The organism is Mycobacterium heidelbergense, from assembly GCF_050205645.1.
In the GTDB taxonomy this organism is placed as follows: Bacteria; Actinomycetota; Actinomycetes; order Mycobacteriales; family Mycobacteriaceae; genus Mycobacterium; species Mycobacterium heidelbergense_A.
In genome coordinates this window covers 142,521-161,054 of sequence record NZ_JBNMQT010000011.1, presented here as the reverse complement: position 1 = coordinate 161,054, position 18,534 = coordinate 142,521, and the positions used below count along the sequence as shown (strand labels likewise).

At 68.5% G+C, this 18,534-nt stretch carries 19 protein-coding genes, 1 tRNA gene, 1 other RNA gene and 1 pseudogene; 11 read left to right on the top strand and 11 right to left on the bottom strand.

Annotated features, from left to right (window positions below; genetic code table 11):
- Positions 1 to 58: 58 nt before the first annotated feature.
- Together ACQI5H_RS15110 and ACQI5H_RS15105 are read right to left on the bottom strand one after the other, a co-directional pair.
- A pseudogene (locus ACQI5H_RS15110) lies at positions 59 to 364 on the bottom strand (helix-turn-helix domain-containing protein); the annotation flags it as partial.
- A 77-nt stretch (positions 365 to 441) separates the two neighbouring features.
- A complete protein-coding gene (locus tag ACQI5H_RS15105; RefSeq protein ID WP_427080153.1) occupies positions 442 to 1,434 on the bottom strand; it encodes a DEDDh family exonuclease in 993 nt (330 codons plus the stop codon).
- 130 nt (positions 1,435 to 1,564) lie between these two features.
- Here ACQI5H_RS15105 and ACQI5H_RS15100 point away from each other — a divergent pair, with 130 nt between their 5' ends.
- From ACQI5H_RS15100 to ACQI5H_RS15090, 3 genes are read left to right on the top strand one after another with little or no spacing between them, the layout of a single operon-like run.
- Positions 1,565 to 2,794, top strand: a complete 1,230-nt coding sequence (locus ACQI5H_RS15100; protein WP_427080152.1) for a MurT ligase domain-containing protein — start codon at positions 1,565 to 1,567, stop codon at positions 2,792 to 2,794.
- A complete protein-coding gene (locus ACQI5H_RS15095; RefSeq protein WP_427080151.1) occupies positions 2,787 to 3,494 on the top strand; it encodes a type 1 glutamine amidotransferase in 708 nt (235 codons plus the stop codon). Before ACQI5H_RS15100 ends, ACQI5H_RS15095 begins: the two co-directional genes overlap by 8 nt.
- A 2-nt stretch (positions 3,495 to 3,496) precedes the next feature.
- Complete coding sequence (locus ACQI5H_RS15090) at positions 3,497 to 3,928, top strand: hypothetical protein (protein WP_427080150.1); 432 nt, start codon at positions 3,497 to 3,499, stop codon at positions 3,926 to 3,928.
- 6 nt (positions 3,929 to 3,934) lie between these two features.
- Here the strand turns inward: ACQI5H_RS15090 and recR are convergent, their stop codons facing one another.
- Positions 3,935 to 4,546, bottom strand: a complete 612-nt coding sequence (recR, locus tag ACQI5H_RS15085) for a recombination mediator RecR (protein ID WP_427080149.1) — start codon at positions 4,544 to 4,546, stop codon at positions 3,935 to 3,937.
- Positions 4,547 to 4,559: 13 nt separating this feature from the next.
- Complete coding sequence (locus ACQI5H_RS15080; protein ID WP_427080148.1) at positions 4,560 to 4,913, bottom strand: YbaB/EbfC family nucleoid-associated protein; 354 nt, start codon at positions 4,911 to 4,913, stop codon at positions 4,560 to 4,562.
- 98 nt (positions 4,914 to 5,011) lie between these two features.
- Between ACQI5H_RS15080 and ACQI5H_RS15075 the strand changes: the two genes are divergently transcribed.
- Positions 5,012 to 5,773: an Rv3717 family N-acetylmuramoyl-L-alanine amidase gene (locus tag ACQI5H_RS15075; protein WP_427080147.1), complete on the top strand. Its 762-nt coding sequence runs from the start codon at positions 5,012 to 5,014 to the stop codon at positions 5,771 to 5,773.
- Here ACQI5H_RS15075 and ACQI5H_RS15070 read toward each other — a convergent pair.
- Positions 5,770 to 6,207 carry an SRPBCC family protein gene (locus tag ACQI5H_RS15070; protein ID WP_427080146.1) on the bottom strand — a complete coding sequence of 146 codons (438 nt, stop codon included), beginning with the start codon at positions 6,205 to 6,207 and terminating at the stop codon, positions 5,770 to 5,772. The genes ACQI5H_RS15075 and ACQI5H_RS15070 overlap by 4 nt on opposite strands.
- Positions 6,208 to 6,333: 126 nt before the next feature.
- On the opposite strand from ACQI5H_RS15070, the gene ACQI5H_RS15065 reads away from it, so the two are divergent.
- Positions 6,334 to 7,671 (top strand): FAD-binding oxidoreductase, encoded by a 1,338-nt coding sequence (locus ACQI5H_RS15065; RefSeq protein ID WP_427080145.1) that lies wholly within the window; start codon positions 6,334 to 6,336, stop codon positions 7,669 to 7,671.
- Positions 7,668 to 8,981, top strand: a complete 1,314-nt coding sequence (locus tag ACQI5H_RS15060) for a class I SAM-dependent methyltransferase (RefSeq protein WP_427080144.1) — start codon at positions 7,668 to 7,670, stop codon at positions 8,979 to 8,981. The genes ACQI5H_RS15065 and ACQI5H_RS15060 overlap by 4 nt, the downstream gene beginning before the upstream one ends.
- Before the next feature lie 11 nt (positions 8,982 to 8,992).
- On the opposite strand, the gene ACQI5H_RS15055 is transcribed toward ACQI5H_RS15060, so the two are convergent.
- The 3 genes from ACQI5H_RS15055 to ffs all read right to left on the bottom strand — a co-directional run bounded on the left by ACQI5H_RS15055 (position 8,993) and on the right by ffs (position 12,271).
- Positions 8,993 to 10,792 carry a DNA polymerase III subunits gamma/tau gene (locus ACQI5H_RS15055; RefSeq protein ID WP_427080143.1) on the bottom strand — a complete coding sequence of 600 codons (1,800 nt, stop codon included), beginning with the start codon at positions 10,790 to 10,792 and terminating at the stop codon, positions 8,993 to 8,995.
- A 45-nt stretch (positions 10,793 to 10,837) separates the two neighbouring features.
- Positions 10,838 to 12,139 carry an aminotransferase class I/II-fold pyridoxal phosphate-dependent enzyme gene (locus ACQI5H_RS15050; protein ID WP_427080142.1) on the bottom strand — a complete coding sequence of 434 codons (1,302 nt, stop codon included), beginning with the start codon at positions 12,137 to 12,139 and terminating at the stop codon, positions 10,838 to 10,840.
- Between the two features lie 37 nt (positions 12,140 to 12,176).
- Positions 12,177 to 12,271, bottom strand: an RNA gene (ffs, locus tag ACQI5H_RS15045) — signal recognition particle sRNA small type.
- A gap of 76 nt (positions 12,272 to 12,347) precedes the next feature.
- On the opposite strand from ffs, the gene ACQI5H_RS15040 reads away from it, so the two are divergent.
- Both ACQI5H_RS15040 and ACQI5H_RS15035 read left to right on the top strand, forming a co-directional pair.
- Positions 12,348 to 12,436 (top strand) — tRNA-Ser (locus ACQI5H_RS15040).
- Between the two features lie 48 nt (positions 12,437 to 12,484).
- Positions 12,485 to 13,324, top strand: coding sequence for a hypothetical protein (locus ACQI5H_RS15035; RefSeq protein ID WP_427080141.1), 840 nt, complete (start codon positions 12,485 to 12,487; stop codon positions 13,322 to 13,324).
- Between the two features lies 1 nt (position 13,325).
- Here ACQI5H_RS15035 and ACQI5H_RS15030 read toward each other — a convergent pair whose 3' ends face one another.
- A complete protein-coding gene (locus ACQI5H_RS15030; RefSeq protein WP_427080140.1) occupies positions 13,326 to 14,066 on the bottom strand; it encodes an enoyl-CoA hydratase/isomerase family protein in 741 nt (246 codons plus the stop codon).
- The gene (locus tag ACQI5H_RS15025) at positions 14,063 to 14,443 is read right to left on the bottom strand and encodes a hypothetical protein (protein ID WP_076059465.1); all 381 of its coding nucleotides are present in this window, start codon (positions 14,441 to 14,443) and stop codon (positions 14,063 to 14,065) included. Before ACQI5H_RS15025 ends, ACQI5H_RS15030 begins: the two co-directional genes overlap by 4 nt.
- Positions 14,444 to 14,562: 119 nt before the next feature.
- Here ACQI5H_RS15025 and ACQI5H_RS15020 point away from each other — a divergent pair, with 119 nt between their 5' ends.
- The 3 genes from ACQI5H_RS15020 (at position 14,563) to ACQI5H_RS15010 (ending at position 18,196) form a co-directional block, all read left to right on the top strand.
- Positions 14,563 to 15,063, top strand: a complete 501-nt coding sequence (locus ACQI5H_RS15020; RefSeq protein ID WP_427080197.1) for a lipoprotein LpqH — start codon at positions 14,563 to 14,565, stop codon at positions 15,061 to 15,063.
- A gap of 83 nt (positions 15,064 to 15,146) precedes the next feature.
- Positions 15,147 to 16,844 carry a hypothetical protein gene (locus ACQI5H_RS15015; RefSeq protein WP_427080139.1) on the top strand — a complete coding sequence of 566 codons (1,698 nt, stop codon included), beginning with the start codon at positions 15,147 to 15,149 and terminating at the stop codon, positions 16,842 to 16,844.
- Positions 16,841 to 18,196 (top strand): CHAT domain-containing protein, encoded by a 1,356-nt coding sequence (locus ACQI5H_RS15010; RefSeq protein ID WP_427080138.1) that lies wholly within the window; start codon positions 16,841 to 16,843, stop codon positions 18,194 to 18,196. Before ACQI5H_RS15015 ends, ACQI5H_RS15010 begins: the two co-directional genes overlap by 4 nt.
- Here ACQI5H_RS15010 and ACQI5H_RS15005 read toward each other — a convergent pair.
- Positions 18,151 to 18,525 carry a hypothetical protein gene (locus ACQI5H_RS15005; RefSeq protein ID WP_427080137.1) on the bottom strand — a complete coding sequence of 125 codons (375 nt, stop codon included), beginning with the start codon at positions 18,523 to 18,525 and terminating at the stop codon, positions 18,151 to 18,153. The genes ACQI5H_RS15010 and ACQI5H_RS15005 overlap by 46 nt on opposite strands.
- Positions 18,526 to 18,534 lie beyond the last annotated feature (9 nt).

The following is an 18,534-nucleotide window of genomic DNA, read 5'->3' as shown; positions in this document are numbered from 1 at the left end:
CAAGCTCGAAGGTGCACACATGGCTCCGTCTCCCGATTGCCCCTAAGCGAGGTCTTGGCTACCTCCGCAGCGACAGGTATCGGTAAGCAGTAACTCGTCCGATTCCGAAACCTTTAGCAAGCTCACCAACGGGTTCCCCAGTTGCAGCAAGACGACCCAACTGTTCCTGCCTGTCGAGGCTTAGCTTCGACGGCTTCGTGGCCGATAAACGTCGCATACGGGAGGTACTCGAGATGCGGCGCGGCGCTCCTTACCTAGCTCAAGCTCGATTTCGGCGAGGAGGCCAGGGCTCGTCCGCCGGCGCGGCGGTATCGATGCATTCTCGTAAGGCGCAACAGATTTGACGCTCACTAGGTTCGGTAATGGGTATAGGGCGGCGACGCCATAGGCGACCTCGCGTAAGGCACCACCACTACCGGTGAACTCGCGCCGCAACGACGCTCAGAACAGCGCGAGCTGTTCGTCGACGGTGGTGACGTCGACGAATTCCTCCATGTTGGTGCCGCCGAGGACACCGCGCAGGGAGGCCATGAACTGCGCATCGGTCACGACGGGCACGCCCAGCTTGCGAGCAAGAAAGCCCTTGCCCTGCTCGGGGGCGGAGTCGTTGCACACCACCAGCGAGGTCTCCAGGTCGACGGTGTCGCTGTAGGCCAGGCCGGCGTGCAGGATCCGCTCGACGAGTTCCTCGTGTGTCCGGCGCACCTCTGCGGCCAGCGCCACCCGCATGCCCTGCACCAGCGGCCTGCCCGGGTCGTAGGGCCCCGGGTTCAGATACGGGCAGGGCATCCGGGAAGCGAGCACCTTCAGTGGCCGCAGCTCGTCGTGGGTCACCCGGCCATTCGGCCAGCGGCGCCGGGTCACCGGACGCACCGGCAGCCAGATGTCGCGTTCGCGGGCCCGCGCCAGCGCCGACGCGAGCACCCCGGTCAGCACCATGGCGTCGTCGAAGGCGTCGTGCGGCCGTTCCTGCGTCACGCCCCAATGCGCCGCGAGCGTCTCCAGCCGCAGGTTGTCGATGCCGAGGTCCAGCCGCCGGGCCAGCTCGACCGTGCACATGACGCTGTCGACGGGCAGTTCGGCCTCGGCGAGCTCCGCCTCGGCGGCGAGAAACGCGTAGTCGAAGGCGACGTTGTGGGCCACCAGCGTGCGGCCCCGCAGCACCTCGATCACGTCGCCGGCGATGTCGGCGAACTGCGGTTGGTCCTCCAGCATCGCGGCGGTGAGGCCGTGGACGTGCGTGGGACCGGGGTCCACCCCCGGGTTCAGCAGGCTGACTACGGATTGCTCCACGTTGCCGTCGGCGTCGAGGCCCAGCGCGGCAAGGCTGATGATCCGTGCCTGACCTGGGCGAAAGCCCGATGTCTCGACGTCGATGACGGCCCAACCCGCGTCGGGCTCGCTTGCCGGGCGACCCCAGGACACCCCGTTCATAGCCTGAGGATTGCACGTCGGACCGACATCACCGGTTCGCTGCGCGCCGTGTCGTGAACTAAATCGATGAGGGCGACCCGCGGCGCCCGGCGCCGAGCGCCGCGCTTGCGATCGCCCTTAAACTCTCCGCGTGGTCACCACCCGCGCACGTCTGGCACTCGCCGCAGGAGCGAGCGCGCGGTGGGCGTCGCGGGTCACCGGGCGCGGCGCCGGCGCGATGATCGGCGGGCTGGTCGCCATGACGCTCGACCGCTCGATCCTGCGTCAGCTCGGCGCGGGCCGGCGCACCGTCGTCGTCACCGGAACGAACGGCAAGTCCACCACCACCCGGATGACCGTCGCGGCCTTGGGAACGCTGGGCGCCGTCGCGACCAACGCCGAGGGCGCCAACATGGACGCCGGCCTGATCGCCGCGCTCGCCGCCAACCGCGATGCGCCCCTGGCCGTCCTGGAAGTCGACGAGATGCACGTGCCGCACGTCTCCGATGCCGTGGAACCCAGCGTCATCGTGCTGCTCAACCTGTCGCGCGACCAGCTGGACCGCGTCGGCGAGATCAACGTGATCGAACGCACGCTGCGCGCCGGCCTGGCCCGGCACCCGCACGCCGTCGTGGTCGCCAACTGCGACGACGTCCTGATGACCTCGGCCGCCTACGACAGCCCGAACGTGGTGTGGGTGGCCGCGGGCGGTGCGTGGGCGAACGACTCGGTGAGCTGCCCGCGCAGCGGCGAGGTCATCGTCCGCGAGCGGGGCCACTGGTATTCGACCGGCGCCGACTTCAAGCGGCCCAGCCCGCAGTGGTGGTTCGATGACGAGACGCTGTACGGGCCCGACGGCCTGGCCCTGCCGATGCGGTTGACGCTGCCGGGCGCCGTGAATCGCGGCAACGCCGCCCAGGCCGTCGCCGCCGCCGTGGCGCTGGGGGCGGACCCTGCCCGGGCCGTCGCGGCCGTCTCGGCGGTCGACGAGGTCGCCGGGCGCTACCGCACGGTCCGCATCGGCGCGCACGATGCGCGGATCCTGCTGGCGAAGAATCCGGCGGGCTGGCAGGAGGCGCTGTCGATGGTGGACAAACACGCGGCCGGGGTGGTCATCGCGGTCAACGGGCAGGTGCCCGACGGCGAGGACCTGTCGTGGCTGTGGGACGTGCGCTTCGAGCACTTCGAGGAGACGGCGGTGGTGGCGGCCGGCGAACGCGGCACCGACCTGGCGGTGCGGCTGGGGTATGCGGGCGTCGAGCACACCCTGGTGCACGACACCGTGGCGGCCATCGCGTCCTGCCCGCCGGGGCGGGTGGAGGTCGTCGCCAACTACACCGCGTTCCTTCAGCTGCAGCGGGCATTGGCGCGCCATGGCTGACTCGACTGTGCGGATCGGGCTGGTGCTGCCCGACGTGATGGGCACCTACGGCGACGGTGGCAACGCCCTGGTGCTGCGCCAGCGGCTGCGGCTGCGCGGCATCGACGCCGAGATCGTCGAGATCACGCTGGCCGATCCGGTGCCGGAATCCTTGGACCTCTACACGCTGGGCGGGGCGGAGGACTACGCGCAGCGGCTGGCCACCAGGCACCTCATCCAGCACCCGGGGCTGCAGCGCGCGGCGGACCGCGGCGCACCCGTGCTGGCGATCTGCGCGGCCATTCAGGTGCTCGGGCACTGGTATGAGACGTCGGCCGGGGAGCAGGTCGACGGCGTGGGCATGCTGGATTTGACGACCACACCGCAAGACAAGCGCACCATCGGTGAGCTGGTGACCAAGCCGTTGCCGGACGGCCTGACCCAGCGCCTCACGGGTTTCGAAAACCACCGCGGCGGAACGGTTTTGGGGGCCGCGGCCGCACCCTTGGGCGCGGTGGTCAAGGGCGCGGGCAACCGGGCCGGCGACGGCATCGACGGCGCGGTCCAGGGCAGTGTGGTCGCCACGTACATGCACGGGCCGTGCCTGGCCCGCAACCCGGAACTGGCCGACCTGCTGCTGAGCAAGGTGGTGGGCGACCTGGAACCGCTGCAGCTGCCCGAGGTGGAGCTGCTGCGCCGCGAACGACTGGCGGTGCGTTAGCCGTGCGCGCGAAGATCAGCCCGCGGCTGGCCGCCGGCGCAGCACTGCTCGGCGCGGCCGTGTTCGTCACATCGCCGACACCGGCGCACGCCGACTACGACGTCCCGAACGGCCGGTACAACGTGCTCTACCAGGACAGCGACAAACCGACCGCCTGGCTTTTCGTCCCGTGCGGTTCGGACTGCACCCTGGCGACCTCGCAAGATGGCGGGACGCTCGTCATCAGCTGGGAATTCCACCTCGCCAATGGGCGATGGACGCACAGCGGCACGGCCCAGACGCGGTGCCCAAACGGCCCATGGGCCCCGGTGACCGTCAATTACAGCTTCGATGCCGTGTCGCTTGCCGGCGAAGGCCAGACGACGACGTCGGACGGGTGCGGTGACGAGCCGGGCAAGACCTTTACGAGGTCGTTCCAATTGAGCAAAGTCTGAGGAACGTCAGGCCATGGCCCGGCGGCCGGTGAGCGCGCGGCCGAGCGTCAGCTCGTCGGCGAACTCCAAGTCGCCGCCCATCGGCAGTCCGGACGCGATCCGCGTCACGGTCAGGCCGGGGATGTCGCGCAGGATCCGCACCAGGTAGGTCGCGGTCGCCTCGCCCTCGGTATTGGGGTCGGTGGCGATGATCACCTCGGTGATGTCGACGTCGTCGACCCGTTCACCGATCCGGCTCAGCAGCTCGCGGATCCGCAGCTGATCGGGGCCGACGCCGGACAGCGGATCGAGCGCACCGCCCAAAACGTGGTAGCGGCCGCGGAATTCGCGGGTGCGCTCCACCGCCTGAATGTCCTTCGGCTCCTCGACCACGCACACCACCGACGCATCGCGACGGGCATCGGAACAGATCCGGCACCGCTCGTCGTCGGACACGTTGCCGCACACCGCACAGAACCGCACGCCGTCGCGAACCTTCGCCAGCACGGCGCTCAGCCGGTCGATATCCGCCGGTTCGACGGACAGCAGGTGGAAGGCGATGCGCTGCGCGCTCTTGGGTCCGATACCCGGCAGCTTGCCGAGCTCGTCGATCAAATCCTGGACGGGTCCCTCGAACATGGCGGTCGGTAGATCAGAGCCCCGGCATTTGCGTCGGCGGCGCCGGCGGCTGGCCGGGCGGACCACCCATGCCGCCGGCCAGCGACCCCAGCTGCTCCTGCGCCATCGCGGTGACCTGCTTGGACGCGTCGGCCATGGCGCCGACGATCAGGTCCTGCAGCGTCTCCACGTCCCCGGGGTCGACGACCTTCGGATCGATCTTCACCCCGACCACCTCGCCGCTGCCCTTGACGATGACCTCGACCAGGCCGCCGCCGGCGTGCCCGTGCACCTCGGAGTTCGCGAGCCGTTGCTGCGCTTCCATGAGCTTTTGCTGCATCTGCTGCGCCTGGGCGAGCAGCGCCGACATGTCGCCTCCGGGTTGCATGACAATCCCCTCGCATCTTGGTCTCGAGTTGGTGTCGCCTGTGGATGTCGGGCGATTCGAAACACTCAGCGTAGACCGCGCGACGTTACCTTTGCGCCGTGGACCTACGAGTGAGCAGGCGTGTCGGGATCAAGATGACGATCGGCGCGCTGGTGGCCGCGTCGACGGCGGTGACGCCGACCGCATGGGGAGTCCCCGCCAACATCGCCGGCATGGTCGTGTTCATCGACCCCGGCCACAACGGCTCCAACGACGCGTCGATCACGCGTCAGGTGCCCACCGGCCGCGGCGGCACCAAGGACTGCCAGACCAGTGGGACGTCGACCAACTCCGGCTACATGGAACACACCTTCACCTGGGACACCGCACTTCGGGTCCGAGCGGCGTTGAACGCGCTCGGCGTGCGGACCGCGATGTCCCGCAACAACGACACGGGCGTGGGAGCGTGTGTCGACGCGCGCGCGGCCGCGGCCAACGCGTTGCGCCCCAACGCGATCCTGAGCATCCATGCCGACGGCGGCCCGCCGTCCGGGCGGGGATTCCACGTCAACTATTCGGCCCCGCCGCTCAACCAGGCGCAGGCCGGGCCGTCGGTGCAGTACGCACGAATCATGCGCGATCAGTTGCAGGCGTCGGGGATTCCGCCCTCCAACTACATTGGCCAGGACGGCCTGTATGGGCGGTCGGATCTGGCCGGCCTGAACCTGGCGCAGTATCCGTCGATCCTGGTCGAGTGCGGCAACATGAAGAATCCCGCCGATTCGGCGCTGATGGAGTCGCCCGAAGGTCGGCAGAAATACGCCGACGCGCTGGTCCGCGGCGTCGCGGGGTTCCTGGCCACCCAGGGCCAGGTGCGCTAGCTTTCGAGTTCCTTTTTCAGGTTGGCGAGCACCTCGGCCTGGATTTTCTTCAGACCCAGTGGCGCAAAGGTCTTTTCGAAGAATCCCTTGATGCCGCCCGCGCCGGTCCAGCTGGTCTTCACGGTGACGCTGGATCCCGGGCCCGCGGGAGCCACCGTCCAGTTGGTGACCATGGACGAGTTTGCGTCCTTCTCGATGACGGTGTGGCCGGCGACGTCGACGTTCACCTGCACATCGCGGACGCGTGATTTGGTCGCCTGCAGCCGCCACTTGGCAACCGTTCCGGCGCCCTGCCCACCCTCGACGACCTGGTACTCGCTGTACTGCGGGGACAGGATTTTCGGGCGAACGTTCTGATAGTCCGCAACCGCGGCCAGCGTGGCCTCCGGCTCGGCGTTGATCAAGATCGTGCTGGCCGCGCTCACCTGGCCCATCAGGCGCAACTCCTCTTTCCGATGCCGCCCGCGCGGGTGCACGGGCTGTTTCCGAAGACTAGGGTATATGTGGTGCCAAGCCCTGGATCTGCACTCTCGGCTCACACGTCGGGCGTTGATCGGTTGATGGCGAGTTATCGGTCCATCCCAGCAACGTCCGCAGTCCGGCTCGCCAAGCCCAGCTCAAATCTGTTCCGCGCCCGCACCAAACGCGAGGCGCGCGGCCTGGACACCTCGGGGCTGACTCGGGTGCTCGGTGTCGATCCGGACGCCCACACCGCCGATGTCGCGGGCATGTGCACGTATGAGGACCTGGTGGCCGCGACCCTGCCGTACGGGCTTTCGCCGCTGGTGGTGCCGCAGCTCAAGACCATCACCCTCGGCGGTGCGGTCAGCGGCCTGGGTATCGAGTCGGCGTCGTTCCGCAACGGTCTGCCCCACGAATCGGTGCTGGAGATGGATATCCTCACCGGCGCTGGTGAATTGGTCACCGCGTCCCGCGGCCAGCACACCGAACTTTTCCGTGCTTTTCCCAATTCGTATGGGACGCTTGGATATTCGACCAGACTCCGAATCGAGCTGGAGCCGGTGGCGCCGTTTGTGGCGCTGCGCCACGTCCGGTTCCGCTCGCTGCCCGAGCTGGTCGCGGCGATGGAACGCATCATCGACACAGGTGGGCAGGGCGGCACGCAAGTGGATTACCTCGACGGCGTGGTGTTCAGCGCCGACGAAAGCTATCTGTGCCTCGGCAGACGGACCACCACCCCCGGCCCGGTCAGCGACTACACCGGCAAAGACATCTACTACCGCTCGATCCAGCACGACGCGGCGGGCGTCGAAGCCACCAAAGACGATCGGCTGACAATCCACGACTACTTCTGGCGCTGGGACACCGACTGGTTTTGGTGTTCCCGCGCGTTCGGCGTGCAGAATCCCCGGTTGCGCCGCTGGTGGCCGCGCCGCTACCGGCGCAGCAGCGTCTACTCGAAGCTCGTCGCGCTGGACCAGCGCTTCGGCATCGCCGACCGCATCGAAGCGCGCAACGGTCGTCCGGCGCGGGAACGGGTGGTGCAGGACGTCGAGGTGCCGATCGAACGGGTCGTCGACTTCTTGGAGTGGTTCGGCAAGAACGTACCCATTACACCGATCTGGTTGTGCCCGTTGCGGCTTCGCGATCGCGAAGGCTGGCCGCTGTATCCGATACGACCCGACCACACCTACGTCAACATCGGATTCTGGTCCTCGGTGCCGGCCACCGACCCCGCCAAGGGCGCAACCAACCGGGCCATCGAGGCGAAGGTGAGTGAGCTCGACGGGCACAAGTCGCTGTACTCCGACTCCTTCTACACCCGCGAGGAGTTTGACGAACTCTACGGTGGGGAGGCCTACAAGACAGTCAAGAAGACCTACGATCCCGATTCGCGTCTCCTCGACCTCTATGCAAAGGCGGTGCAACGGCGATGACAACGACACGAGAGCCTGAACGCCCCACCAAGTCGGGCAAATTGAGCATGGCGGAGATCCTGGAGATCTTCACCGCGACCGGGGGACAGCCGCTGAAGTTCACCGCGTACGACGGCAGCACCGCCGGCAGCGACGAAGCCGAACTGGGCCTGGATCTCCGGTCGTCCCGCGGCGCCACCTACCTGGCCACGGCCCCCGGCGAACTCGGCCTGGCCCGCGCCTACGTGTCGGGCGATCTGCAGGCGCACGGCGTGCCCCCCGGCGATCCGTACCCGCTGCTCAAGGCGCTGACCGACAGGGTCAACTTCAGGCGTCCGTCGGCGCGGGTGCTCGCCAACGTCATCCGTTCGATCGGCGTCGAACACCTGTTGCCGATCGCGCCGCCGCCGCAGGAGGCGCCGCCGCGTTGGCGGCGGGTCGCCGACGGCGTGCTGCACAGCAAGACCCGAGACGCCGAGGCGATCCATCATCACTACGACGTCTCCAACACGTTTTACGAATGGGTGCTGGGCCCGTCGATGACCTACACCTGCGCGGTGTATCCGAACTCCGACGCGACGCTGGAAGAGGCCCAGGAGAACAAGTACCGGCTGATTTTCGAGAAGCTGCGGCTGCAACCGGGTGACCGGCTGCTCGACGTGGGCTGCGGCTGGGGCGGCATGGTGCGTTACGCCGCGCGCCGCGGTGTGCGGGCGATCGGCGCCACCCTGTCGGCCGAGCAGGCGAAGTGGGCGAAAAACGCGATCCAAGATGAAGAGCTGACGGGCCTTGCTGAAGTGAGGCACTCCGACTACCGCGACGTGGGCGAGGCGGGATTCGACGCCGTTTCCTCAATCGGGCTGACCGAGCACATCGGCGTCAAGAATTACCCCGCCTACTTCGGCTTCCTGAAGTCGAAGCTGCGCACCGGCGGGCTGCTGCTCAACCACTGCATCACCCGTCACGACAACAAGTCGACGCCATTCGCCGGTGGGTTCACCGATCGCTACGTGTTCCCGGACGGGGAGCTGACCGGCTCCGGCCGCATCGTCACTGACATCCAGGACGCCGGTTTCGAGGTGTTGCACGAGGAGAACTTCAGGCATCACTACGCGATGACGCTGCGTGACTGGTGCCGCAATCTGGTCGAGCACTGGGACGAGGGGGTCGAGGAGGTCGGGTTGCCCACGGCCAAGGTGTGGGGCCTGTACATGGCGGCGTCACGAGTGGCCTTCGAGCGCAACAATCTCCAGCTGCATCACGTGCTGGCGGCCAACGTCGACGAGTGGGGCGACGACGAGCTGCCGCTGCGACCGTGGTGGCAGCCGTAACCCGAACCCGATCAGCCGCCGTCGATGCGGCGCGCGCCCAACTCGTTCTGTAACAGCTCGAGCGCGGCCTCTTCGGGGTCGCGGCGCGGAGCCGACGGCTCGTCGCGCCCCGCTTCGGCGAGCATGTGTTCCTCTTCGTCCCGCTGAGCCGAATCCGCTTCGGCGGGCTCGTCCGCGGGAGGGTCCGGCTTGACGGGCGGCGGGGCACTCGGCCCGGGCTCCGCCGCGCCGACCTCACAACGCACTCGCCAGTTCACCCCCAGCGCGTCCTTGAGCGCCTCGGCGATGACGTCGGCGTTGCGCTGTTCCGACAGCCGCTTGGCCAGCGGCGCCGAGGCGTGGGTGAGCACCAACGTGTTGTCCTCGATCGCCCGGACGGTGGCCCCGGCGAGCATCACCTCGGTGGTGCGGCTGCGCTGGCGCACCTTGTCCCGCACCGTCGGCCACATGGTTCGCACCGCGGACGCGTTGAGTTCGCCTGGAGCAGAGGCTGATTCGGGGACCGCTTCAGGGACCGGCTCGGGGGCGGCTTCGGGTGGCGGCGGTGGAGTCGGTTCGGGGACCGGGGTGGGCTTGGGTGCCGCGGCCCGCTTGGGCGTCGGGCTGGGCGCGGCGGGCCGTTGCGGGGGCGCCACGCTGTCGGCAGCGGGAATGGAGACGCCCATCCGGGTCTCGATCCGCTCGACGCGTTGCAGCAGCGCCGCCTCGGCATCGCTGGCCGAGGGCAGCAGCAGTCGCGCGCAGACCACTTCGAGCAACAGGCGTGGCGCCGTCGCGCCGCGCATCTCCCCCAGCCCGGCCTGCACCACCTCGGCGTAGCGCGTCAGCGCCGCCGGCCCGATGCGCGCGGCTTGCTCGCGCATCCGATCCAGCACGTCCTCCGGCGCGTCCACCACGCCGCGGCTCGCCGCATCCGGAACCGCTTGCAGCACAATGAGATCGCGGAATCGCTCCAACAGATCGGTGGCGAAGCGCCGCGGGTCGTGGCCGGCGTCGATCACCGATTCGACCGCGCCGAACAACGCGGCCGCGTCCGAAGCGGCTAGCGCGTCGACGGCGTCGTCGATCAACGCGACGTCGGTGGCGCCCAGCAGGCCCAGCGCCCGCTGATAGGTCACGTGCTGGCCCTCGGCCCCGGCCACCAACTGGTCCAGCACCGATAGGGTGTCGCGGGGCGAACCCCCGCCGGCGCGGATCAGCAGTGGATACACCGCATCGTCGACGACGACGCCCTCCTGCTCGCAAATCCGCCCGACCAGCGCCCGCATGGTGCGCGGCGGCAACAGCCGGAACGGGTAGTGATGGGTGCGCGACCGAATCGTCGGCAGCACCTTCTCCGGTTCGGTGGTGGCGAAGATGAAGATGAGGTGTTCGGGGGGTTCCTCGACGATCTTGAGCAGCGCGTTGAAGCCCGCCGTCGTCACCATGTGCGCCTCGTCGACGATGAACACCCGGTAGCGCGACTGCGCCGGCGCGTAGAACGCCCGGTCGCGCAGCTCGCGGGTGTCGTCGACCCCGCCGTGGCTGGCCGCGTCGAGCTCCACCACATCGATGCTGCCGGGCGCGTTGGGTGCCAGCGCCACGCAGGATTCGCACACGCCGCAGGGGTTGGCCGTCGGCCCCTGCGCACAGTTCAACGACCGGGCCAGGATGCGAGCGGACGATGTCTTCCCGCAGCCGCGCGGCCCGGAGAACAAGTAGGCATGGTTGATCCGGCCGGCTTCCAGGGCGACGGACAGCGGTTCGGTGACGTGCTCCTGCCCCACCACTTCGGCGAAGGTTGCCGGTCGATACTTGCGGTAGAGGGCCACGCTCAGCAGGCTACCGACGCCCGGTGACTCGGGCCCGACTGGCCGTCAGCGCACACTCGACGCGGACGGGGCCAGGTTCAGCATCGACTCCGAGGCCGCCAGCAGCGCGCAGGTCGCCAGCCCGTCAACGGCGGCACGCAGGTCCGGTATCGACGGGAAGGTCGGCGCGACGCGGATGTTCTTGTCGTCCGGGTCTTTCCGATACGGGAAGGACGCGCCCGCCTCGGTGACCGCGATGCCGGCGTCCTTGGCCAGGGCGACGGTGCGCCGCGCCGTGCCGGGCCACACGTCGAGGCTGATGAAGTAACCGCCCTTGGGTTCGGTCCACGAGGCGATCTTGGATTCGCTCAGCCGCTGATCCAGGATTTCGGCCGCCAAGGCGAACTTCGGCGCCAGGATCTGCTGGTGCCGCATCATCTGCAGGCGGACCCCGTCGGCATCGCCGAAGAAGCGCAGATGCCGCAGCTGGTTGACCTTGTCCGGTCCGATCGACTTCTTCCCCGCGTACTGCAGGTACCAGGCGATGTTGCCCAACGATCCGCCCAGGAAGCTGACGCCGGCGCCGGCGAAGGTGATCTTCGAGGTCGACGCGAACACATAGGGCCGGTGCGGGTTACCGGCCTTGGCCGCCAGCCCGAGAACGTCGACCTGGCGGACGAAGTCGTGCGTCAGGGTGTGGACCGCGTACGCGTTGTCCCAGAACAGCCGGAAGTCGGGCGCGGCGGTCCGCATCTGGATCAGTCGGCGAGCCGTTTCCCACGAATAGGTGACGCCGGTCGGGTTGGCGAAGACCGGTACCGCCCACATCCCCTTGATTGCCGGGTCCACGGCGACCAGTTCTTCGATGAGGTCCATGTCTGGACCGTCGGGCAGCATCGGGATCGGAATCATCTCGATGCCCATGGTCTCGGTGAGGTTGTGGTGCCGGTCGTAGCCGGGGACGGGACACAGGAACTTGACGCTCGGCTCGTCCTTCCACGGACGTGGCGAGTCCACGCCGCCGTGCAGCAACGAGAAGACGACGATGTCGTGCATCAGCTCCAGGCTGGAGTTGTTGCCCGCGATCAGGTTGGGCACCGGAATGCCGAGCAGCTCGCCGAATATCGCCCGCAATTCCGGCAGCCCGTGCTGGCCGAGGTAGTTGCGGGTGTCGGTGCCCTCCTCGTCGCGGTAGTCGTCCTCTCCAGGCAGGGTCAGCAGCCGGTTGGACAGGTCCAGCTGTTCTTCGGACGGCTTGCCGCGGGTGAGGTTCAGAGACAGCTTCATGGCCTGCAGCTCCGCATACTGCTGCTGGTGGCGTGCGTGCAAGGCCGCTAGCTCGTCATGGCTGAGGGAATCGAACGCCACCAGGGGACCTTTCGCTGATCGCACGAGCTTCGGGGTCATGAGGGGACCCCGCGCACCCGACAGAGCCCATTGACCCTTGCTGCCTTCCGGCCCTGGGGGAGTTCACAGGATAGACGCCGCGCGGGGTCCATCGCGAGTGTAATACCTGGCCCGGAGTAACCCGCGTGCAACCGGCGGCGGCCGTAGAGCACTCGGCTACCATGGCCACGGAGGATTCGCCTAGTGGCCTATGGCGCTCGCCTGGAACGCGGGTTGGGTTAACAGCCCTCGCGGGTTCAAATCCCGCATCCTCCGCCAGCTAGTCCCCGGTGCGGCCGAGGACTGACCATCAGCATGAGGAGGCGTATGGGGCGCAAGGTCGCCATACCGTGGCACTTGTTGTTTTCGATCGGTGCCGGCGTCCTCTATTTCTTCTGCGTGCTGCCCCGCTGGTACGAGCTGACGGGCGAGATGACGCGCGGACTGGGGATGGCGGGCCGCATCGCGTCGGGCGCGCTTATCGGGCTGGCCGCGCTGCCCGTGGTGTTTACCCTGCTGCGCACCCGCAAGCCGGAGCTGGGCACCCCGCAGCTGGCGCTGTCCATGCGGGTCTGGTCGATCGTGGCCCACGTGCTGGCGGGCGTGCTGATCGTCGGAACCGCGATCAGCGAGATCTGGCTCAGCCTGGACTCCGCCGGGCGGTACCTGTTCGGCATCTACGGCGCCGCCGCCGCGATCGGCCTGCTCGGAATTTTCGGCTTCTACCTGTCGTTCGTCGCCGAGTTGCCGCCGCCACCGCCGAAACCCATCAAGGCGAAGAAGCCCAAGAAGCGTCGTGGCAAGAAGGACGAGGAGGCCGACGAAGCCGCCGAGGGCACCGAGGCAGCAGAGTCCGAGGCCGACGAAGAAACCGAAGAGGCCGAGGAAGCCGAGGAAGCCGAGACCGAAGCAGCCGAGACGGTCGAGCCGGTCGCGGAAACCGAAGAAACCGCCAAAGCCGAAGAAGCTGAAGAGGCTGAAGCTCCCACCGAAGAGCCCGCCGCAACCGAAAAAGCCGAAGAGCCAGCCAGCGAAGAGCCTGCCACCGAGGAGCCCGCCGCCGAAGAGCCCGCGGGCGGGCTGCGCAATCGCCGCCCCACCGGCAAGGGCACCCACCGCATGCGCCGCCGGCGCACCCGCGGCGGCGTCGCGGTCGACGACGAATAATTCAGCGGCGCCGTAGGCGCTCGAGCGAGTCGGCGATGCGCTGCCGGGTCTGCTCGGCACCCCACAGCTCACGCACCTCGCGGTCGATATCGCCGGCCTCGCCGATCCGCGCCAGAACAGGCGCTCTGAGCTGGCCTTTGGTGTGGCGATAGGCGTAGGGCGAGATCTCACCCAGGTCCGACGCCTCCGCCACGGCCGCCCCAACGAGATCGTCGGCGACGACGCGGTGGGCGAGCCCACTGGCGACAGCGTCGTCGGCGCGATAGAGGCCGCCGCCAAGCAGCACTTCCTCGGCGTGATCGCCGCAGGCGTGACGTATGACCTCGAGCGCGGCGACGGGAAACGGCACCCCGACGCGGACCTCGGTCGCCCCGATCTGCGCGTCCGGGCCGATCAACCGGCGATCGCAGGCACACGCCAGCACACATCCGCCCGCGATCGCGGCGCCGTTGATCGCGGCGACGGTCGGCCCGGGGTAGCCGAACAGCGCGACGAACGCGTCGGACAGCGCGGGGATCAACCGATCCGCGTAGTCGGCGCCGCCCTGCAGGACGCGGTTGAGGTCGACCCCGGCGCAGAACACCCGGCCCGCCCCGGTGACGACGAGCGGGCCGCCGCCCGAATCCTGCAGCTCGCCGACGGCGTCGCTCAGCCCCTCCAGCAGCTCGACATCGAGGGCGTTGACCCGGCCCGACGACAGGGCCAACACCCGAACCGTCCCGACGGTCTGGATCTCGATCACTGCGGCCGGCCGACTATGACGACGGGAATGTCGGTGTTCTCGTCGGTGTGATAGCTCGCGCAGACGCGGTGGTAGCCGTCGGCGATCTGTAACGGAACGCCGGTGGCGAAGTCGCCGCGGACCAGCAGGATGGGCGACAACGGTTCACCCTTTTTGATCTTGGATAGATCGGACGCGACGTGGGGATTGTCAACCGGCAACAGGCTCAGCTGAGCGGCCCGCAGTATGTCTTTGGCCTTCTTGTGCACTACGTCCGAGGTCTGCAGGCTATAGGTCAGCTCTTCGACGGTGTGCGGGTCGGCGAGCAAGGCGAGGTAGTCGGCCGCGGCCGGAAAGTCATGGGCCTCAGGCTTTCCCAGCCATTTCACCTTCGGCAACGGCTGCCTCCCTTCCTGGGGCCACGTCGACGCAGCCTACCGGGTGCACCGAAAAATTGGGATCGGTAGCAAATCGGGCGTTCTGTACTCCTCCCATGACGACGCCAACGGGGCGGCGCATGAAGGAAGGAAATGCAGTGAAACGTCTTCTCGTGGGAGCGATTGGAACCCTCGGCGTCGCGTCAGCGCTGGTGGGCTGCTCGAGCGGCGGCCACTCAGCCAGCCCGGCGTCGAGCGCGGCGCCCAGTGCCTCCACCGGCACCGGCGCGCAGGTCAAGGTGGGCGGCAGCGACCTCGCGGGACTGAACCCGTCCTCGGTGACCTGCGTCAAAACCGGCGGCAAGATCGACATCGGCAGCGGGTCCACCGGCGGTGGCCAGCAGGCGCTGGCGGTCGTGATGACCGACGAGGCCACGCCCAAGGTCGAGTCGTTGGCCCTTGTTGTCGACGGCAACGCGCTGTCGGTCAGCAACGGCATGGGCGCCAAGGTCGGCTCGGCCAACGTGGCGGTGGACGGTAAGACCTACACCATCACGGGCCAGGCGCAGGGCGCCGATTTGAAGAACCCGATGGCCGGCATGGTCACCAAGGACTTCAGCATCAAGGTGACCTGCGGTTGATCGGTCGAACTCCGGGCGGCGGACGTGGCTGGATCACACGTCCGCCGCTCCGGGTTTGCGCCGCCAGGACTTATGATGCAGCCGTGTCGATCCCGGCCGAGTTGCAGCGCGCACGCCAGCTGGCGTTCGCGGCCGACGAGGCCGCGGCGCGGGATCTGCTGCTGTCCTTGATGCCCGCCATCGAGCGGGAGGATCGCGACGATCTCGCGCTCGAGGCGTTCGCACAGCTGGGCGAGATCTACCTGGCGCGCGGCTCGAATGATGGCGTCCGCGAGTCGATTCGGCGTATCCGCGACTGTGTGGCCGCCTATTCCGCCCAAGCGGGGGCACCCACCGCCGAGGTGGCGCGCATGCTCCGTCGGTACTCGCGGCGCGCCCAATTCCTGCAGACGGGCCTGACCGCGGCGCTCGGCGATCACGAAGGCGCCGCCAAGGAGCTGGCGGCGTTGGGCGATTCGAACAACGATTTCACCGACCTCGCCGACGAACACGCCTACCTGCTCACCCATGCGCAACTCCTGTGCGCGACCGCGCTCTGCGACGACGACCTGCATGTCGAGTCGCTTCCCTTGTGGGAGCGCGTGCTCGGCGCCATAGCGGATCCGGATCACCTGGGCGGTGACAGCCAGGCCGGGGACCGTCTCCGGATCGATGCGGCTATCGGATACGGCAGGTTCTGCGTGGAAACCGGGCGGTTGTCGGAGGCGCAGCCGTGGCTGCGTCGCGCGGGAGCCCGCGCGCAGGCGCGTGGATGGGAATTAGCCACGGCCAGAACACAATTGGAGCGTGCAGCGGCATGCTGGTCGGCGGCCGACCACGCCACCACCGAACAACTGGTCTCGGAGGCCCAGCCCGTCCTCGCGCGATACGCCCGAGCGCACGACGAGGCGCGGTGCTGGCTGTACCTGGGACTCACCCGGCTGGCCTCCGGCGCATTGGAAGCGGCCGACGAATGCTGGGGACACGCCGAGCGGCGGTGGCGTGAACTGGGCAAGCCACTGTACCTGCATCGGATCCTGTTGCAGCGCAGCTGGATAGCCATCTTCTGGAGCCGCTTCGCGGACGCCGTCGAGATGATCGCCCAGGCTCGCGAGCTGCTGGACTCGTCGCCGCGCAGCAGTTGGCTGCAGTACGCGCAGCTCGACAACCACCTCGGGACCGTTTGGCGCGCTGACGCATTGGCGGATCTGGGTTTCGACAGTTCGGGGGACCCCGACGAGACGCTGCAGGAAACCGAGGCGCGGCAGGCCGAAGGGCTCGGCATCCTGCGCGGTGAAGTGGGCACCCCCGAGTATTGGCGTGCGATGACCAAACTCGAACAGGCCGCCGAGCTCAAGGTGCCGGCCGCGTTGGCGGTCGACTCGGTGCGGTACTCGATTGCCGACGCCGACGCGAGATCACGCTGGGCCACCAACGTCTCGGCGCCGATCTTGGCCGGTGCCTTCGCCGTTGCCTGGGAATGGGAGAACACAGCGCTGATCAGCGAGCTGGTCGAATACCACAGCGCGCGAGGGACTTTCAATGCCGCACCCCAGGCGGCCAAAGTCGGCGAATGGGCATCCGCGGCCGCCCCTTCCCTGCTGATCGACGCCGGGGAAGCGCTGGCCGCCGCCGGCCCGCCGGCGCGCGGCGGCGCATCGCTGACGCGCCTGGCCCCGTTGCCGCCGCTTCAGATGCAGCCCGACACTGCCCCGATCCTGAGTCACTATCGCGCGCTGGCGTTGCAGCGATACGGCCGTGCGGTCACCGCCGACGAACCCGCCTGGTCGACCTGGCCATGAGTGACACGGACCGGCCGACTCTGGTCCTGCGGTTCGCGGATCTCGGGATCGTCACGTACGCCAGTCTGCGGATCGTCGGGCAGCCGTCCAGAACCGTCAATTGGGTGGTGGAGGAACCGATCCTGCTGGCGGCGCTGCAGGAGCTGGCCGACGCGTTGCCGGAGCCGCACGACGGTCAGACCCGTCGAGACGCCATCGAGCGGGCGCTGACCTGCGGCCCGTTCGCGACCCCACAGGCCGAGCTGACGCTCGCGTACATCCTGGGCGTGCTGCTCATCGCCGAACCCGGGTGGCAGCTGCTGACGGAATGCGTGGCAAGTCCGCGCGCGGTGCTGTTCGTGTCGCCCACCGCGCGTCTGGCTCGCGTCCCGTGGGGCCTGTTGGCCTTGCCGAAGTCGGGGCCGAGCAAGGAAGAACTCGTCCGCGCCCGCCAGGACGCCATCACCGCCAGCGGCAGGGTTGCCGCCCGAATCCCTTGGCAGCTGGCGGATATCGGCGAGCTCACCGATGGGTACCGGCTGATGGAGATGGTCGACGTGCTGATGGCGGTGCCGCAGAACATCGTGCACTCGCCGCGGTCGCCGGCCGGGTGGGACGCCCGCCGAGACGCTCCGCCGGTGCTGGTTCTCGACCCCCGGGTGCCCGGTCAGCGCCCCGACTCCGCGCTTGGGTCGGTCCTGGGCAGGCCGTCGGCCGAGACGGCGTTGGCGCGGCACTACACCGGGCTGATGGGACGCCTCGCGGTGCTGCCGACGGTCGACGCGGTGGTGGAACTGTTCCGCCGCCAGGACGCCGACCGCCGGTGGCTCGCCGAACTCTTGTCGCAATCCCCGAGCAGGCTGATGTACGTCGGACACGCGAGTTCGCCGGATGGCCATGCCGCCCAGGCCGATCGGGCCGCCCTGCACCTGGCCTGTACCGCGGGCACTCCCGGGGATGCCGACGCCATCGGCGACCACCGCCCGCTGACGGCATCGGATCTGATGGCGTTGCGGCTGCCGATGCCACCCCGGGTGGCGCTGCTGGCCTGCGCATCCGGCGGCGATTATCAGTTCGACGAGGCGACGGGCCTGGTGGCCGCCGTGATCCTGGGTGGCGCACAGTTGGTGACCGCCACGCTGTGGTCGCTGCCCACCACGGCGGCCTACCGGCAGTTCACGGTCGATGACCGGACCGACCCGATGTCCGATGCGGTGATCGCCGTCGACGATGCGCACGAGGCCGTCGACGCGGGGTGCGCGGTGAATCGGTGGCAGCGGGACCAGATGCGGCGCTGGCGCGACGGCGACACCACGGCCAGTCCGCTCTACTGGGCCGCGCTCGCCAGTTTCGCCGTCGATGGGGCACGCTGACAGTGGACGGCCAAGACGTCGTCGGGCAGCGAAAGCTCTTCGCGGGCAGCGGGATCGAACGCCACCAGCACGACGAGGCCCGGACGCAGTATCGAGGAGTCCGGATCGCCGTCCCCACATGCCAATTTGCCTACGAACGTCTCCCCGGACACCGCCACCACCTCGACGAAAACCTGGGGCCCGACCGCGCGCACGGTGCCGACACCGACGCTGCGTTCATGGGAATTCCGATGCCGAGAGACGATGAGCCCGCGAAAAGCGGTGTACAGCAGCATTGTCAGCGTCTTCATGTGACCAGGTTCGCGCGGCCGACCGGCTACCGAACCCAACTTTTTCGC

Bases quoted from the DNA above. Each gene is read 5' to 3' on its own strand.
- ACQI5H_RS15105 (WP_427080153.1), bottom strand. From the start codon at position 1,434: ATGAACGGGGTGTCCTGGGGTCGCCCGGCAAGCGAGCCCGACGCGGGT.
- ACQI5H_RS15095 (WP_427080151.1), top strand. From the start codon at position 2,787: ATGGCTGACTCGACTGTGCGGATCGGGCTGGTGCTGCCCGACGTGATG.
- recR (WP_427080149.1), bottom strand. From the start codon at position 4,546: ATGTTCGAGGGACCCGTCCAGGATTTGATCGACGAGCTCGGCAAGCTG.
- ACQI5H_RS15080 (WP_427080148.1), bottom strand. From the start codon at position 4,913: ATGCAACCCGGAGGCGACATGTCGGCGCTGCTCGCCCAGGCGCAGCAG.
- ACQI5H_RS15070 (WP_427080146.1), bottom strand. From the start codon at position 6,207: ATGGGCCAGGTGAGCGCGGCCAGCACGATCTTGATCAACGCCGAGCCG.
- ACQI5H_RS15065 (WP_427080145.1), top strand. From the start codon at position 6,334: ATGGCGAGTTATCGGTCCATCCCAGCAACGTCCGCAGTCCGGCTCGCC.
- ACQI5H_RS15060 (WP_427080144.1), top strand. From the start codon at position 7,668: ATGACAACGACACGAGAGCCTGAACGCCCCACCAAGTCGGGCAAATTG.
- ACQI5H_RS15035 (WP_427080141.1), top strand. From the start codon at position 12,485: ATGGGGCGCAAGGTCGCCATACCGTGGCACTTGTTGTTTTCGATCGGT.
- ACQI5H_RS15020 (WP_427080197.1), top strand. From the start codon at position 14,563: ATGAAGGAAGGAAATGCAGTGAAACGTCTTCTCGTGGGAGCGATTGGA.
- ACQI5H_RS15010 (WP_427080138.1), top strand. From the start codon at position 16,841: ATGAGTGACACGGACCGGCCGACTCTGGTCCTGCGGTTCGCGGATCTC.